Annotated in this window: 13 protein-coding genes; 4 read left to right on the top strand and 9 right to left on the bottom strand. The window is 72.2% G+C overall.

What is annotated here, in order from left to right; translation table 11 throughout:
* Positions 1–12 precede the first annotated feature (12 nt).
* The 3 genes from AB0I89_RS08560 to AB0I89_RS08550 all read left to right on the top strand — a co-directional run bounded on the left by AB0I89_RS08560 (position 13) and on the right by AB0I89_RS08550 (position 4,109).
* Positions 13–2,787, top strand: a complete 2,775-nt coding sequence (locus AB0I89_RS08560) for an FtsX-like permease family protein (protein WP_357122398.1) — start codon at positions 13–15, stop codon at positions 2,785–2,787.
* Positions 2,788–2,861: 74 nt separating this feature from the next.
* On the top strand, positions 2,862–3,362 hold the full coding sequence (locus AB0I89_RS08555; protein WP_357122395.1) for a nitroreductase/quinone reductase family protein: 501 nt from the start codon (positions 2,862–2,864) through the stop codon (positions 3,360–3,362).
* Positions 3,363–3,398: 36 nt separating this feature from the next.
* On the top strand, positions 3,399–4,109 hold the full coding sequence (locus AB0I89_RS08550; protein WP_357122392.1) for a nucleotidyltransferase domain-containing protein: 711 nt from the start codon (positions 3,399–3,401) through the stop codon (positions 4,107–4,109).
* A gap of 7 nt (positions 4,110–4,116) precedes the next feature.
* On the opposite strand, the gene AB0I89_RS08545 is transcribed toward AB0I89_RS08550, so the two are convergent.
* Positions 4,117–4,830 (bottom strand): VIT1/CCC1 transporter family protein, encoded by a 714-nt coding sequence (locus AB0I89_RS08545; RefSeq protein ID WP_357122389.1) that lies wholly within the window; start codon positions 4,828–4,830, stop codon positions 4,117–4,119.
* A gap of 55 nt (positions 4,831–4,885) precedes the next feature.
* Positions 4,886–5,743, bottom strand: a complete 858-nt coding sequence (gene map, locus AB0I89_RS08540; protein WP_357122386.1) for a type I methionyl aminopeptidase — start codon at positions 5,741–5,743, stop codon at positions 4,886–4,888.
* A gap of 95 nt (positions 5,744–5,838) precedes the next feature.
* Between map and AB0I89_RS08535 the strand changes: the two genes are divergently transcribed.
* Positions 5,839–6,153 carry an STAS domain-containing protein gene (locus AB0I89_RS08535; protein WP_357122383.1) on the top strand — a complete coding sequence of 105 codons (315 nt, stop codon included), beginning with the start codon at positions 5,839–5,841 and terminating at the stop codon, positions 6,151–6,153.
* Between the two features lie 17 nt (positions 6,154–6,170).
* Here the strand turns inward: AB0I89_RS08535 and AB0I89_RS08530 are convergent, their stop codons facing one another.
* From AB0I89_RS08530 to AB0I89_RS08500, 7 genes are all read right to left on the bottom strand, one after another.
* Entirely contained in the window at positions 6,171–9,830 is a 3,660-nt protein-coding gene (locus tag AB0I89_RS08530; protein ID WP_357122379.1) for a SpoIIE family protein phosphatase, read from the bottom strand.
* Positions 9,831–10,026: 196 nt separating this feature from the next.
* Entirely contained in the window at positions 10,027–10,578 is a 552-nt protein-coding gene (locus tag AB0I89_RS08525; RefSeq protein ID WP_357122375.1) for a pyridoxamine 5'-phosphate oxidase family protein, read from the bottom strand.
* A gap of 47 nt (positions 10,579–10,625) precedes the next feature.
* Positions 10,626–11,375, bottom strand: a complete 750-nt coding sequence (locus AB0I89_RS08520; RefSeq protein WP_357122372.1) for a gamma-glutamyl-gamma-aminobutyrate hydrolase family protein — start codon at positions 11,373–11,375, stop codon at positions 10,626–10,628.
* Positions 11,372–12,139 carry a 3-oxoacyl-ACP reductase gene (locus AB0I89_RS08515; protein ID WP_357122369.1) on the bottom strand — a complete coding sequence of 256 codons (768 nt, stop codon included), beginning with the start codon at positions 12,137–12,139 and terminating at the stop codon, positions 11,372–11,374. Before AB0I89_RS08515 ends, AB0I89_RS08520 begins: the two co-directional genes overlap by 4 nt.
* 5 nt (positions 12,140–12,144) lie before the next feature.
* Positions 12,145–13,494: an aldehyde dehydrogenase family protein gene (locus AB0I89_RS08510; RefSeq protein ID WP_357123335.1), complete on the bottom strand. Its 1,350-nt coding sequence runs from the start codon at positions 13,492–13,494 to the stop codon at positions 12,145–12,147.
* A gap of 281 nt (positions 13,495–13,775) precedes the next feature.
* The gene (locus AB0I89_RS08505; RefSeq protein WP_357122366.1) at positions 13,776–15,140 is read right to left on the bottom strand and encodes a glutamine synthetase family protein; all 1,365 of its coding nucleotides are present in this window, start codon (positions 15,138–15,140) and stop codon (positions 13,776–13,778) included.
* A 138-nt stretch (positions 15,141–15,278) separates the two neighbouring features.
* Entirely contained in the window at positions 15,279–16,817 is a 1,539-nt protein-coding gene (locus tag AB0I89_RS08500; protein WP_357122363.1) for an amino acid permease, read from the bottom strand.
* Positions 16,818–16,909: the final 92 nt, after the last annotated feature.

The raw sequence follows: 16,909 nt of genomic DNA, 5'->3' as shown, positions 1-16,909 counted from the left end.
CGCCGGACGCCGGTGACACGCGGCAGCGCCGACCCTCCGGTCGGGCCGCCGACACCGCTCGAACCCGGGCGGCGGCGACGGTTCGCCGAACTGACCGGCTCGTGGCGGGCGGCGCTGCGGATCGCTCGCCGGGAGTCGCGACGGGCGCGACGGCGTACCGCCCTGGTGCTGGCGATGATCGCGCTTCCGGTGCTGGTGCTGGCCTTTCTGGCGGCGAGCTACGACATGGCCGAGCTGACACCGCAGGAGCAGCTCGACCGCCGGCTCGGCGTCGCCGACGCGGAGCTGCGGTGGTTCGCCGACACCCCGGTCGTTCAGGACGAGTGGGGCGACACCTGGTATCCCCGTGACGACGGCCAATCGGCGATGAGTCGTCCGACCACGGCCGACGAGGTGACCGCGTTGCTCGGCCCCGGCAGCCGGGTCACCGAGATACGTGCCGGCAGCCCGGTGACGGTGCGGGGCCCGCGCGGCGACGAGACCCTCCAGGCCTGGATTCTCGACCTCACCGACCCGCTGGCCCGCGGTCTGGTGCGGTTCCGCTCGGGGCGGGCGCCGCAGCAACCCGGAGAGGTCGCGCTGAGTCCGACGGCGCTGCGCCGGCTGGACGGACGCCTCGGCGAGGCGGTGCCCACCGCCGACCGGACCCGGACGTACACGGTGGTCGGTGTGGTCGAGTTCCCCGACGACCTCGGCCCGGTGATCGCGCTGCACCCGGCGGCCGTCGGCCGGGCCGATGCGCAGCCGGACAGCAGGTGGCTGATCGACGTGCCCGGCACCGTCGACGCGGCGATGGTCGGCCGGCTCAACGAACGCGGAGTGGTGGTGGCGCGTCGCCACGTGCCGGATTCGATGACGTCTTCCCGGAGCTTCATCGGGTACGTCGGGCCCGCCAACACCAGCGACCTGAGCACGATGGTGCTGATCGCCGGGCTGGGATTGCTGGAGGTGGTGCTGCTGGTCGGGCCGGCGTTCGCCGTCGGGGTCCGCCGTCGACGCCGTGACCTGGCCCTGGTCGCGGTGGCCGGCGGTGACGCGGCCCACCTGCGCCGGGTCGTGCTCGCCGACGGGGTGGTGCTCGGGGTGCTGGGCGCCGTGGCCGGGCTGCTGCTCGGCGTCGGCGCGGCGTTCGCCGGACGTCCCGTCATGGAGCAGTACGTGTTCGGCACCCGCTTCGGCGCGTACCGCTGCTGGCCGCTGGCCCTGGTCGTGCTCGGCGGGGTCGCGGTGCTGGCCGGAGTGCTGGCGGCGTTGGCGCCGGCCTGGACGGCGGCCCGGCAGGACGTGATGGCCGGGCTCGCCGGTCGACGGACCCCTCCCCCGCCCCGGGCCCGGGCGCTCGTCAGCGGATTGGCGCTGGTCGTCGGCGGGGCGGCGCTCGCGGCGTTCGGGGCCAGTCGGACGTCCCCCGCGGTGATCCTGGCCGGTCTGATCCTCGGGGAGCTGGGCCTGGTCTGTTGCACACCCACCCTGATCGGCGGGCTCGCCCGGCTCGGTCGGGTGCTGCCGCCGGCGCCCCGGATCGCGCTGCGCGACGCGAGCCGTAACCGGGCCGCCGCAGCGCCGGCCATCTGCGCCGTGATGGCGGCGGTGGCCGGCAGCGTCGCGCTCGGCGGCTACCTGGCCAGCGACGCGGTCCGCGACGCCCGCACCTATCAGCCGCTGCTGCCCACCGGTCACGTCCTGGTCAACCGCAATGATCCGGCGCTGCGGCCGGAACCGTCGTTGGAGCAGGTCAGCACCGCCGCCCGGCACCACCTCGGCGCCAGCGCCGTCGCCCTGGTGCAGGGCACGGCCTGCCCGTCGGTGGGCGGCCCGGCCAGCTACTGCTCCGTCGTACCGGAACTCCCGGCGGATCATGCCTGCCCCTTTGAGCCCGGGGACAACCTGTCCGCGACCCAACGTCGGCAGGCGCTGGCCGACCCGCGCTGCCGGGACCGCGCGGCGGACTACTTCGGGAGCTACGTGCAGACGCTCGTGGACGACGGCAGCGCGCTGCCGCTCCTCACCGGCGCCGACCCGGCGGCGACCACCGCCGCGACCGCCGTGCTGCACGCCGGGGGCGTGGTGGTGACCGATCCGCGCTACCTGCACGACGGCCTGGTGACCGTGCAGGTGAACGAGGTACGGGCCGGCCGGGACGAGGTGACCACCACGCGATGGGACCTGCCCGGGTACGCCCTGACGCCGACACGCGGCCAGCCTCGCCTCCTGCTGTCCGCGACGGCAGCCCGGCAGCTCGCCCTGAAGCCGGTCTCGAACGGTTGGGTGATCAATACGTCGACGCCGCCCAGCCAACATCGCCAGGACCGGTTCACCGCCGACCTGCGGGGCTTCGGAACGTTCTCCCTCCAGGTGGAGCAGGGTGCCGCCCCCCGTGACGACTCGCCGCTGCTGCTGCTGCTCGCCGCCGCGGCCGGAGTGATCACGATGGGCGCGGCCGGGATCGCCACGGCGCTCGCCGCCGCCGAGGGCCGCGCCGAGCTGTCCACGCTCGCGGCGGTCGGCGCGGCCCCCGCCGTACGCCGGCTGCTGGCGATCTGTCAGGCCGGGGTGATCGCGGGACTCGGTTCGGCGCTCGGCATCGTGGCCGGTCTCGGCACCGCGGCGATCGTGCTGTTCTCGGCCAACCGGGAGTACGCGACGGCCTGGCCGGCGATGGAGCCGTACCCGTACCTGGTGCCGTGGCCGGCGCTGGGCGTCCTGGTGCTGGTGCCGGTGGTGGCGATGTTCGGCGCGGGCCTGTTCACCCGGGCCCGGCTGCCGATCGAACGTCGCCTCGACTGAGGCCTTGACCGCACCATCGGAAGCGGACCGTCCGGGGGTGCCGCCGGTGCCGGGCAACCGGCAGACTGATCCGCGTGTCAGCCCTCACCACCCTCACCCGCCGACTCGGCCACCACCGCTGGTTCGGGACCGCCGCCCGCCTGCTCGTACCCGCCGACCGGATCGTCGGCCGGCTCACCCGCGGACGGGTGGTCGCGCTCGGCTTACTGCCGTCCCTGGTGATCACCACGACCGGCCGCCGGTCCGGCAAACCGCGCAGCAACCCCCTGCTCTACGTGCCCGACGGCGACGCGTACGTGGTGATCGGTTCCAACTGGGGGCAGACCCACCAGCCCGGTTGGGCGATGAACCTGCTCGCCGACCCGGCCGCCGAGGTGGACGTGAAGGGCCGCCGGCTCCCGGTGCGGGCCGAGCCGGCGTCCGGGGCCGAGCGGGACCGTCTGTGGGACCTGCTCGTCGCCCAGTGGCCGGCGTACCGCACGTACGTCGAGCGGGCCGGGGGCCGTGAGATCCGCATCTTCCGGCTGGTGCCGACCGGGCGCGGCGGGCCGGCCAGCCCGCCGTCGGCTGGCTAGGCTGACGCCAGTCGCCCCAGGGGAGGTTGTGGACCCGTGAGCGCGCTCGGTGATGACCGACGGTGGTCGGTGGCGGAGCGGGTGGCCGAGGCGATCCAGCGACGTTTCCCGGCCGATGTGCTGGCGATCGCCGTCCACGGGCCCCTCGCGCACGGCGACGACGACGGTGGCGGGAACGGCGAGGTGGGGATGCTGGTGGTCACCTACCGGCCGGGTGGCGGGCCGCCGCCGGCGACCCGGCGGGTGGACGGCGTGCTGGTCGACCTGACCGTGGCCGCCGCCGACGACTACCTCGGACAGGCCCGGATGCTCTCTCCGTTGTGGCCGCTGACGGCCGACCGGTACGTCACCACCCGGTCGCTGTTCGACCCGACGGGCTGGCTGCGGACGTTGCGCGACGAGCACCTCGGCCGACTCGCCCGGGCCCGGCCGGCGGAGTTCAGCACGGCGGCGCGGCAGGCCTGGTACCGGGGCAGCGCCGCGCACGCGCGGGCGGCCCGACTGGCCGAGTGGTACGAGACCGACCAGGCGCTGCTGATGCTCGGTGAGGCGCGGTTGGCCGCGGCGACCGTGACCGGCCTGCTGGGCCGCACCTACTTCCGCGATCCGGGCGACGCGGTGCGGCGTACGGGTCTGGCCGGCGCGGACATGACCGAGGTCGGTGCGGTACTGACCCGGCAGGCCGAGGAGCTGGCGGCGCGCGGCCGCCCGGTCGACGGCACGATCGACGATCTGCTCGGCGGTTGACCGGGCGTCACAGCCCGCCCTGCACCCCGATCAGCGAACCGACCAGGTAGGTGGCCCCGGCCGCCGCGGCGCCCAGTACGAGTTGACGCAGGCCGCTGGTCCACCAGGGTCGGTTGGTGAACCGGGCCACCACCGCGCCGGCGGCGAACAGCCCGAGCCCGCCGACGGCGAGCGCCAGCCAGAGGTCGGTGGCGCCCAACAGGTACGGCAGCAGGGGGACCAGCGCCCCCAGCGAGAAGAACACGAAGGAGGAGATCGCCGCCGCCCACGGGCTGGGCTGATCGTCGGGGTCGACGCCCAACTCCTCGCGGACGTGTACCCGCAGCGCCTCCTCCGGGTCGCGCCGTACCGCCTCGGCGACCTGCATGGCGAGGTCGCGGGGCAGGCCCCGGGCCACCCAGGCGTCGGCCAGCTCGCGCGCCTCCGCCTCGGGGTGCCGTTCCAGCTCGCGCCGCTCCTTGGCGACCTCGGCGGCGACCTGTTCGTTGGCCGAGCGCACGCTGGTGTACTCGCCGAGCCCCATTGAGATCGCGCCGGCCACCAGGCCGGCGGTGCCGGTCAGCACGATGCTGTGCGGCGAGACGCCACCGCCGCCGACGCCGGCGATGAGGGCGATGTTGGTCACCAGGCCGTCCATCGCGCCGAAGACCGCCGGGCGCAGCCAGCCACCGGAGACGTCCGCGTGGTGCGCCTCGCGCAGGGCGGCGGGGGTCTCGGTCACGGCGTCTGCCCTTCGTTCGCGACTGCGGGACTCCGCTTCGCCGCGTTCCTCGCGCTCACGGCAGGGTCAGGATCTCGTGGCCGTCGTCGGTGACGACGATGGTGTGCTCGAACTGCGCGGTCCACCTGCGGTCCTTGGTGACCACGGTCCACCCGTCGTCCCACATGTCGTACTGGTAGGTGCCGAGGGTGATCATCGGCTCGATGGTGAAGGTCATTCCCGGCTCCATGACGTCCGTCGGCCGGGGGCTGTCGTAGTGCGGCACGTAGAGGCCGCTGTGGAAGGTCTCGCCGATCCCGTGGCCGGTGAAGTCGCGGACCACGCCGTAGCCGAACCGCTTGGCGTACGACTCGATGACGCGGCCCACCACGTTGATCTGGCGACCCGGCGCGACCGCGCGGATGCCGCGCATCATCGCCTCGTGGGTGCGCTCGACGAGGAGCCGCGCCTCCTCGTCGACCTCGCCGACGCAGAAGGTGGCATCCGTGTCGCCGTGCACACCGCCGATGAACGCGGTCACGTCGACGTTGATGATGTCGCCGTCGGCCAGGACCGTGGAGTCCGGGATGCCGTGGCAGATGACCTCGTTGAGGCTGGTGCAGCAGGACTTGGGGTAGCCCCGGTAGCCGAGCGTCGACGGGTACGCGTCGTGGTCGCAGAGGAACTCGTGCACCACGCGGTCGATCTCGTCGGTGGTGACGCCGGGCTTGCAGTGCTCGCCGGCGAGCTGCGTCGCCTGGGCGGCGAGGCGGCTGGCGATCCGCATCTTCTCGATGGTCTCCGGCGTCTGCACGTGCGAGCCGCGCCACTGCTGCGGCGCCTTCTTACCCACGTACTCCGGGCGGGGAATGTGGGCGGGCACCGGTCGCGTCGGGGACAGCGTGCCGGGGGTCAGCGGCGCACGGACGGTCATGCCCCCCAGCCTATCGTCGCTGACGCCGTGACCCGTGCCACGGCCGGTCGGTACCGGTTGTTGCCCTGCCTGGTCGGCTGTGCCATCGTGTCTGCGTGGATCAAGGGGGAGCACCACCCGTCTTCTCCGCCCGCGCGGAGATCGACGGAGAGCACCTCCACGTGGTGGTGACCGGCGAGGTCGACATGGCGACGGCCGACACGATGGCGCAGACCGCCCTACGCGAGCCCGCCAGCCGGCTCACCCTCGACCTGCGGGCGGTGACCTTCTTCGACTCGGCGGCCATCCACGCGGTGGTCCGGCTCGCCCAGCGGTTCTCCGGCACGCTCACCGTGTTGCCGTCCCGGCAGGTACGCCGCGTGCTGGAGATCTCCGGGCTGGGCGATCAGCCCTGGCTCGATCCGGTCTGAGACCTGGCCGCGCCCCGTCAGCCCTGCAACTGCCGGCGCAGCGTCACCTCGGTCCCCCCGTCGGTACGCCGCACCATCAGGTCACCCAACGCCTTGATCAGCGACAGTCCGCGCCCCCGGAAGCCGGAGTCGGTGGACTCCCGCCACTGGCCGGTGTCACGCACGGTGGCGATCACCGTCCGGTCCTCGATGGCCACCTCCACGGTGATCACCGCCTCGGCGGGCTGGACGGGGTGTTCGATGGCGTTCGCGGCGGCCTCCGAGACCGCCACGGTCAGGTCGAACAGGTCCGTCTCGCCGACGTTGTGCGCGACGAGGAAGTCCTCCAGGCGCTTGCGGAGCACGCTCAGTCGGGTCGGGTCGGCCGGCAGTCGCAACGCGAACCGGTTCAGCTCCGCCGCCTCCACGGCGAGCACCGCCACGTCGTCGCGACGTGGTCGCCCGGTCACCCGCTCGACGACCGTGTCGACCAGATCCGCCACGTGGTGGCCCGGCGCGGCGGCGTCGACCCGCAACTGTGCCAGCGCGGCGTCGATGCCGAGGTGACGGTCCTCGATCAGCCCGTCGGTGTAGAGCAGCAGTCGGCTGCCCGCGGGCAGCTCACCCTCGACGGTCCGGTAGGTGGTGCCGGGGATGGCGCCGACCGGCGGGCCGAGCGCACGGTCGTGCAGGAACGCCACGTCGTCTCCTCGGATCAGCAGGGGGGACGGGTGACCGGCGCTGGCGTAGCGCAGGCGACCGGTGCGGGGGCTGAACAGCAGGCAGACCACCGTCGCGAACGACGACTCCTCGGTGGACACGACCAGCCGGTTGAGCCGGGTCAGCGACTCGCCCGGGTCGAAGCCCTCCAGCAGGTACGCCCGCAGCGCGTTGCGCAGCTGGCCCATGGCCGCGGCGGCCTGGACGCCCTTGCCGACCACGTCGCCGATGACCAGCACGAGGTTGTCCGCGTCGAGCGCGAGCGCGTCGTACCAGTCCCCACCGACCTCGACGTCGGCACTGCCCGGCAGGTAGCGGCTCGCGACGACCGCGCCCGGCAGCTGGGGCAGCGTCCTCGGCAGCAGGCTGTGCTGCAACGTGGTGGCGATGTGGTGTTCAGCCTCGTAGAGCTGGGCGTTCTCGAGTCGGACGCCGACCAGCCGGGCCAGTTGGGTGAGCGCGGCCTCGTCGGCCTGCGCGTCGTCGTCGGCGGCCCGCCAGACCCGCAGCTCGCCGAGCTGTTCGCGGCTGGTCCCGGTGAGCGGGGCCACGAAGGTCGGATCGGCGGCCGTTTCACCGCCAGCGTCGGCCTCGAACCGGGAGCCGGCCGCGCTGACCACGACCCGGGCCGCCTCGGCGAGGCTGAGCGCGTGCCGGGCGGCGACCTGGAGCACGTCGGCGGTGGACCGGGCCGTGTTGACCGCCACCGCCGCGTCGGCCAGCGCCCGCAGACGACGGATGATCTGGCGGCGTAGCTGACCCAGCTCGACGTTGGCCCGGACCCGGGCGATCAGCTCCTGCCCGGAGAACGGCTTGGTCAGGTAGTCGTCGGCGCCGGCGGCGAGGCCGGCGACCGCCTCCGCGGAGCCGGCGCGGGCGGAGAGCAGCACGATCGGCACATCACGGGTACGGGGGTCCGCGCGCAGCGCGCCGACCAGACCGAACCCGTCCAACCGGGGCATCATCACGTCGCTGAGCACCAGGTCGAACCCGCCCTCGCGGGCCAGCGTCAAGGCCGCCCGACCGTCGCTGGCGGTGACCACCTCCCAGGTCGGCGAGAGCAACCGGGTGACGTGCTCACGCAGGTCGGCGTTGTCGTCGACGACCAGGATCCGGCCGCTCGGGGCGAGTGCGGTCGGCTGCTGGCCGGCCTCACCGGTGCCGTCCTCGGCGGCCCACAGGGCGGTCTCCGCCACGAAGAGCCGGGCCTGCTCGGGCTCGCCCGTCGGCAGGGGGGCGAACGCGACCACCCGGTCGGCGGGCAGGTGATCGGACCCGAACGGGACGGTCACCGTGAAGGTGCTGCCCTCGTCGACCTGGCTGGTCAGGCCGACCGTACCGCCGTGCATCTCGACCAGCTCGCGGACCAGCGCCAGCCCGATACCGGTGCCCTCATGGGTACGGGCGCGCGCGCCGGGCACCCGGTGGAAACGCTCGAAGACGTGCGGCAGTTCGTCCGGGACGATCCCGACGCCGGTGTCGACGACATCCAGCCGGGCGAGATCGCCGTCGGCCCGGACCCGCACGCGGATCTCGCCGTCCAAGGTGAACTTCACGGCGTTCGACACCAGGTTGAGGACGATCTTCTCCCACATGTCCCGGTCGACGAAGACCGGCGCGGGCAGCGGCGGGCAGTCCACGACCAGCCGCAGGCCGGCGCGTTCGGTGGCCGAGCGGAAGGTGCTGGCCAGTCGGGCGGTGTAGTCGGCCAGGTCGGTGGGTTGGTAGTGGGCCGCGAGCCGGCCGGATTCCAACCGGGAGAAGTCGAGCACGGTGTTGACCAACTTGAGCAGCCGCATCGCGTTGCGGTGCATCACGACGAGTCGGTCGGTGTAGGCGGCGGGCAGTTCCGGGTCGGCCAGCATGTCCTCCAGCGGGCCGAGCACCAGCGTCAACGGGGTGCGGAACTCGTGACTGACGTTGGCGAAGAAGTTGGTCTTCGCCCGGTCCAGCGCGGCCAGCTCGGCGGCTCGGGCGCGCTCCTGCTCGTACGCCCGCTGGGTGCCGACCGCCCGGGAGACCTGCGCGGCCACCAGGTCGAGGAAGTCGCGGTACTCGTCGCCGAGCGGCAGCAGGCGGGCCACGCCGACGACCAGCGCGCCGACGGTCTCGTTGGTCGCCTTCACGGGCAGCACGAGCGCCACGTCGGAGGCGTCGGCCGGTCGCCGCGCGACCAGGTCGCGCACCCGCACGGTGGCGGAGGCGCCCTCGGCGACCAGTTCGGCGAACGTCGCCGGTGGAGCGTCGACCGCCGCCGGATCGACGCCGCTGGCCCCGGTGAGCCGGAACTCACCGGTGTCGTCGGCGAGGTAGATGAGCGCGAAGGGTACGTCGGCGGAGTGCCGGCCGAGCACGTCGGCGGCGGTCCGGCCCAGCTCGCCGGCGCTGTTCACGTCGGCCAGCTCGGCGCCCAGTTCGGACAACGCCCGCAGTCGGCGTTCACCGACCACCCGGCCGGTGGTCTCGTTGACGATGCAGTACACGCCGCTGACCGAGCCGTCGGCGCCGCGGATCGGGTCGTACGAGACGTCGAAGTAGGTCTGCTCGACGAAGCCGGAGCGGTCCAGCAGGAAGGGGTGGTCGGCGCCCCGGTAGGAGAGCCCGGTGCTGCGGACGCCTTCGAGCAGCGGGCCGAGGACGTCCCACGTCTCGGCCCAGTGGTGTCGGGCCGGCTGACCGAGCACGTGCGGATGCTTGCTGCCGATGGTCGGCCGGTACGCGTCGTTGTAGAAGGCGAGCTGGTCGTCGCCCCAGAACATGACGATCTGCGCGCTGGAGGAGAGCATCATGCCGACGGCGCTGGCCAGGGCCACCGGCCAGCGGGACGGCCCGCCCAGCGGCGCGGTGGACCAGTCGAGGGCGCGGAGCCGTTCGCCCAGCTCACCGCCGTTCGCGAAGGCGGCGGCCAACAGCGGGGGGATCTCGTGGCCGTCCGCGAAGGAACGCCCCGCGTCCGCGCCCCCCTGGGCCGAGCTCATGCAGCCTCCCCCGCTTCGGCCGTACCCCTCAGCCGTTGATCTCCACGCGCCGTGCTCCGACTTGTACCCCGGCGGACCAGCAACGTAACGCATGACGACCCGTGGACGCTGGTTACGTGCACTCCGGTGGTCGCCGACCCGACGGCACGGGGGCGGACGCGGCGCACCGACGGGGGCGCACACGTGTCCTGAGCACTCAGAAGACCGGCAATCCGTCGATGCTCGCGGCGTTCTTGGTGGCGCGATAGGTCACCAGATCATCGGCCGTGCGACGGGAGTGTGAGGTGAGTAACAGGTCGCGTTCCGCGCGGTAGTCCATCAGCGGCACGGCGTAACCGCAGGAGTCGCTGACCCGCTGCACGTCGACGGTGATGACGGCCCGTACGGCGTGCACGTCCGGTGGAGCGGGAAACTCGGCGAGACGGTCGGCGAAGCCCGCCTCGGTCACCGCCACGGTGTGGCCCCTGCCATGCAGGCGCACGATCTTCGGCGGCCCGTCGAAGGCGCAGAACATCAGCGTGATGCGGCCGTTGTCCCGCAGGTGGGCGATGGTCTCCGCCCCGCTGCCGTGATAGTCGAGGTAGGCCACCCGGTGCGGGCCGAGGACCACGAAGGTGCCCGTCATGCCCTTCGGTGAGACATTGACATGCCCCTCGGGACCGGACGGCGCGGTAGCCACGAAGAAGACCTGCTGGGCCGCGATGAACTCCCGCAGACGACCGTCGATCTCCGGATAGACCTTGCCCATACGCTGATCCTCCCACCGCCCGACCCATGCGACGGGGGCGACCTGCGTCACAGCACCGGTGATCCGGCCACGCGTACCCCCTCGTCGTGGTCACTCACCGGCGAGCCGGACCCCCGGGCGGCCCGGACCAGCGCGGTGATCGGGCGCGGGTCCGGCTCGTTCTCCGGATGCCACTGCACGCCCAGCACGAACGCACGGGCCGGATCCTCCACCGCCTCGATCACGCCGTCGGCCGCCCAGCCGGTCACCGTGAGCCGGCCCGCGGTGGCGACCGCCTGATGGTGGTACGAGTTGACCTGCTGAACCCCGGCCAGGGTCCGCGCCGCGAGGCTGCCCGGCGCGAAGCGCACCGGATGGGCGCCGTAGACGCCCGGCGCCGGCCGGTGCTCCTCGGAGCCGAGCACGTCCGGCAGGTGCTGGTGCAGGGTGCCGCCGTAGGCGACGGCGAGCAGCTGCATCCCCCGGCAGACGCCGAGCACGGGCAGGTCGGCGGCGAGGGCAGCCGCCAGCAGGGTCAGCTCACCGGCGTCCCGGTCCGGCCGGTCCTCGGTCCGCGGGTGCGGCTGCTGGCCGTACCGCCCCGGGCCCACGTCGGCGCCCCCGGCCAGCAGCAGCCCGTCGAGGACCGCCAGCACGTCGGCGTCGACGTCGTCCGGGGGCAGCACCACCGCCCGGCCACCGGCGGCGGTCACCGCCCGCACGTACGCCTCGGGCACCAGGACCGCCCGCACACCACGCCAGACGGCCCAGTCGACGGGCTCGACGTACGCGCTGATCCCGATCAGGGGCCGCCTCATAGCGGAGTGACGTACGCGCCGGTGATCCCGCCGTCGACCACGAACTGCGCGGCGGTCATGAACGAGGCGTCGTCGCTGGCCAGGAAGGCCACCGCGGCGGCGATCTCCGCCGGCTCACCGAACCGACCCATCGGCACGTGCACCAGCCGGCGGGCGGCCCGCTCCGGGTCGGCGGCGAACAGCTCCAGCAGCAGCGGGGTGGCCACCGGGCCGGGGCAGAGCGCGTTGACCCGGATGCCCTCGCGGGCGAACTGCACGCCCAACTCGCGGGTCATCGCCAGCACGCCGCCCTTGCTCGCGGTGTACGCGATCTGCGACGTCGCCGCTCCCATCAACGCGACGAACGAGGCCGTGTTGATGATCGACCCCTTGCCCTGCCGCCGCATGTGCGGAATCGCGTACTTGCAACACAGGTAGACGCTCGTGGTGTTGACCCGCAGCACCCGCTCCCACGCGTCCAGGCCGGTGTCCAGGATGGAGTCGTCGTCCGGCGGGGAGATGCCGGCGTTGTTGAACGCGATGTCCACCCGACCGTGCCGGTCGGCCACCCCGTCGAACAGGTCACGTACCGCCGCCTCGTCGGCGACGTCGGCGCGGACGAACTCGCCGCCGCACTCCTGCGCGGCCTTCTCGCCCGCCGCCGCGTCGATGTCGACGCAGACCACCCGCGCCCCCTCGGCGGCGAACCGCCGGACGGTGGCCAACCCGATGCCGCTGCCCGCTCCGGTGACCACGGCCACCCGGTCCTGCAACCGACCCTGCACTGGCCTCACTCCTTCGTCGCGATGAACACGTTCTTGACGTCGGTGAAGGAGTGCAGCGCGTCCGGGCCCAGCTCACGGCCGAGTCCGGAGCGCTTCATCCCGCCGAACGGGGTCCAGTAGCGCACCGAGGAGTGCGAGTTGACGCTGAGGTTGCCCGAGTCGACCGCCCGCGCCATCCGCAGCGCGCGCCCGATGTCCCGGGTCCAGATCGAGCCGGAGAGGCCGTACTCGGTGTCGTTGGCGAGCCGCACCGCGTCGGCCTCGTCGTCGAACGGCAGCACCGAGACCACCGGCCCGAAGATCTCCTCCCGCCAGTGCCGGTCGGCGGGCGAATCGGCCAGCAGCACGGTCGGCGCGTGCCAGAAGCCGGCGCCGTCGGGGCAGGAGCCGGTGAAGGCGACCTTCGCGCCGGTCACGTAACCGGCGACGCGGTCCCGCTGGGCCGCCGAGATCAGCGGGCCCATCTCGGCGGTGTCGCGGGACGGGTCCTCGACCCGGACGGCGCGTACCGCTGGTTCGAGCAGTTCCAGGAACCTGTCGTACACCGGTCGTTGGACCAGGATCCGCGACCGTGCGCAGCAGTCCTGGCCGGCGTTGTCGAAGACCGCGCCGGGCGCGGTCGCGGCGGCGGTCTCCAGGTCGGCGTCGGCGAAGACGATGTTGGAGCTCTTGCCGCCCAACTCCAGCGTGAGCCGCTTCACCTGGGCGGCGCAGCCGGCCATGATGCGCGTGCCGACCTCGGTGGAGCCGGTGAAGCAGATCTTGCGAACGGCCGGGTGGCTGACGAACCGCTCCCCCACCACCGCGCCCTCGCCGGGCAGCACGGTGAACACGTCCTCGGGCAGGCCGGCCTCGCGGGCCAGCTCGGCCAGGCGCAGCGCGGTGAGCGGGGTCAGCTCGGCGGGTTTGAGCACCACCGTGTTGCCGGCGGCGAGGGCCGGGGCGAACCCCCAGGCGGCGATGGGCATCGGGAAGTTCCACGGCACGATCACGCCAACCACGCCGAGCGGTTCGTGGAAGGTGACGTCGAGGCCACCGGGTACGGGGATCTGCCGGCCGGTCAACCGCTCCGGCGCACCGGCGTAGTAGTCCAGCACGTCGCGGACGTTGCCGGCCTCCCAGCGGGCGTTGCCGATGGTGTGCCCGGAGTTGCGCACCTCCAACCGGGCCAGCTCGTCCAGGTGCGCGTCGACGACGGCGGCGAACCGCCGCAACAGCCGCCCCCGATCCCCCGGCGCCACCTCCCGCCACGTCTCGAACGCCGTCGCGGCCCGCGAGATGGCAGCATCCACCTCCCCCACCGAGGCCCCGGTAACCTCCCGAAACCCCACCCCGGAAGCCGGATCAACAAGCATGCTCACGCGTCCCACCCCTCACCAATCCGCGCAATCTTGCACTTTCTGTGCCGACATAAGCCGCGAGTCGCCCCAAACCAACGACAGAAAGTGCAAGATCGCGGCGGAGGCAGGCCCTAGGGCCTGTTTCATAAGGGCGGTCGAGCCGAGGCGGAGTCCGGGCGGCGATCCGGCAAGGCGCGGTGTCGTCCGGATACCGGTGTTGTATCCGGACGACACCGCGACGCCGCCGGTCGTCGTCCGGGCCCGCCGCAGGCCGGCCAGTTCTTATGAAACAGGCCCTAGAGGCGTTCGAAGCCACGGGTCAGCTCCCAGTCCGTTACCGCCGCGTCGAAGGCCTTCAGCTCCACCTTTGCCTGGTTGGCGTAGTGGGCCACCACCTCGTCGCCGAACGCCTCGCGGGCCACCTCGGACGCCTCCCACAGGGTCAGGGCGTCGCGCAACGTGCTGGGGACGCGCTCGGCGTCCGGGTCGTCGTACGCGTTGCCGGCGCACTCCGCGCCCAGCTCCAGCCCCTGCTCGATGCCGTGCAACGCGCCCGCGACCAGCCCGGCGATCGCCAGGTACGGGTTGACGTCGGCGCCGGGCACCCGGTTCTCCACCCGCATGCCCTGCCCGTGCCCGACCACCCGCAGCGCGCAGGTGCGGTTGTCGACACCCCAGCGAAGCGCCGTCGGGGCGAACGAGCCCGGCTGGTAGCGCTTGTACGAGTTGATGTTCGGCGCGAAGAGCAGGCTGAACTCCCGCATGGTGGCGAGCAACCCGGCAAGCACCCGCTGCCCGGTCTCGCTCAGGTGCGCCGGCCCGTCACCGAGCATGGCCGACGAGCCGGACGAGTCCCGGAGCGAGAAGTGGATGTGGCAGGAGTTGCCCTCCCGCTCGTTCGGCTTGGCCATGAAGGTGATCGACATGCCCTCCTGGGCGGCGATCTCCTTCGCGCCGTTCTTGTAGATGACGTGGTGGTCGGCGCAGGCCACCGCCTCGTCGTACCGGAAGGCGATCTCGTGCTGGCCGAGGTTGCACTCGCCCTTGGCGCTCTCCGGGGTGAGCCCGGCGGCGGCCATCTCGGTACGGATCCGACGCAGCAGCGGCTCCACCCGGGCGGTCCCGAGCAGCGAATAGTCCACGTTGTACTGGTTTGCCGGGGTGAGGTCGCGGTAGCCGCGCCGCCAGGCGTCCTCGTACGAGTCGCGGAACAGCACGAACTCCAGCTCGGTGCCGGCGTACGCGGTCAGCCCGTGCTCAGCCAGTCGGTCCAGTTGCTTGCGCAGAATCTGCCGGGGCGAGGCGACCACGTCACCGGAGCCGTCCAGCCAGGCGAGGTCGGCCAGCAGCATCGCCGAGCCCGGCTGCCAGGGCACCCGGCGCAGGGTGGCGAAGTCCGGCACCATGGCGAAGTCGCCGTAGCCGCGCTCCCAGCTCGACATCGCGTACCCGTCGACGGTGTTCATGTCGACGTCCACCGCCAGCAGGTAGTTGCAGCCCTCGCTGCCGCCCTCGACGACCTGGTCGAGGAAGAAGGGCGCGTGGAACCGCTTGCCCTGCAACCGGCCCTGCATGTCGACCAGGGCCAGCACCACGGTGTCGATCTCGCCATCGTCGACGGCGACCCGCAGTTGTTCCAGCGTGAGCGGCGCATTCCTCATGAGCGGGCCTCCATCACCAAGGTCTACTGGCAAACCGGATCACCGTCAATGCCCCCGCGCACCGCCCCGGATGCAAGGAAGGGCCCCTTGTTATCGGATTTTGTTGAACAAGGGGCCCTTCCTTACACCGCAGGGGGGTCAGGAGCCTTCGGCGGGCGTACGCGCGGACCGCTCCTCGACGGTACGGACCGGGCCGGTGAACCACTTCCGGGCCGAGGCGTACCACCAGACGGCCACCACCAGCAGCACCCCGCCGACGGCCAGCGGCGCGTAGTTCACCGCGGACCAGGTGAACTCGTCGTCGCCGGGCACCCCGGCGGGCACGATCGGCAGCACGAAGTACACGGCGATGACCGCGATCTCGATGACCGCGATCCAGCCGAACAGCTTGTACTTGCGTCCCAGCGTCCACGGACCGGGCACGAATCGGTCGCCCATGCGCAGCCGCAGCGCGATCGGGATGAGGAAGGACAGGTAGAGGCCGAGCACCGCGACGGAGACCACCGCGTAGAAGGCGATCGGGATACCGGCCGAGCTCTCGTAGAGCGCCGGCAGGGTGAGCACCAGGCCGGCGACCGTGGCGCCGATGATCGCGTTGACCGGGGTGCCGTTGCGGTCGACCTTCGACCAGAGCCGCCAGCCCGGCACGGCCCGGTCACGGCTGAACGCGTACGCCATGCGACTCATCGACGTCACGCAGCTCATGCCGCAGAAGAACTGCCCGATGGTGGAGATGATGATGACGACCTTGAAGAAGACCGGGGTCAGCGCGGACTCGAAGATGGCGCCGGAGAAGCCGCCGGCGGCGTTGACCGCCTCGACGTCGGTGGCCGCGAACAGGAAGGCCAGCAGCAGGATCCAGCCGCCGACCGCCGAGTAGAAGATCGACTGCCAGAGCCCCTTGGCGGCGGCCTGGGACGCACCCCGGGTCTCCTCGGACACGTGCGCGCAGGCGTCGAAGCCCGTGATCGTGTACTGGGTGAGCAGGAAGCCCAGCGGCAGCACGTAGAACCAGAAGGTCAGGCCGCCGGTGTCACCGTCACCGAAGCCCGAGTTGTTGAACCGCTCGGTGAACACGAACTGGAAGCTCTGGTGGTTGTCGGGGACGAACACCAGGATGGCCACCACGACGGCGGCGCCGGCCACGTGCCACCAGACCGAGACGTTCTGGAGTACGTCGATGATCCGGTGCCCGTAGATGTTGATCAGGCCGTGCAGCGCCAGGATGATCACGAACAGGATGAACGCCTGCCGCAGCGTCCCGGCCCAGCCGTCGAAGAGCGCCGACAGGGTGAGGTTGAGGAAGGTCGCGCAGCCGTAGTCGACCGACGCGGTGACGGCGACCAGGCCGATCAGGTTCAACCAGCCGGTGAACCAGCCGTGCGCCGGGCGACCCATGGTCGCCGCCCACCAGTAGATGCCGCCCGCCGTCGGGTACGCCGACACCAGCTCGGCCATGCAGAAACCGATGATCAGGATGAACAGTGAGATCAGCGGCCAGCCCCAGGAGATGGCGACCGGTCCGCCGTTGTTCCACGCCTGGCCGAACGTGGTGAAGCAGCCGGCCAGGATCGAGATGATCGAGAACGAGATGGCGAAGTTGGAGAAGCCGCTCCACTTGCGGCGCAGTTCCTGCTTGTAGCCGAGTTCGGCGAGTCGCCGGGCGTCGTCGTCCATCGGTTGCTCTGCGGTCGGAACGGGCGTCGTGGCCACTGCGCACCTCCCTGAGGTGGTTCCGTCAACGAGTGCGCAAAGTGTCGTCCCGTTGA

Source organism: Micromonospora sp. NPDC049801, from assembly GCF_040656575.1.
GTDB lineage: Bacteria > Actinomycetota > Actinomycetes > Mycobacteriales > Micromonosporaceae > Micromonospora.
Note: the sequence above shows the minus strand (reverse complement) of the source record. Positions and strands in the feature narration are given on the sequence as shown.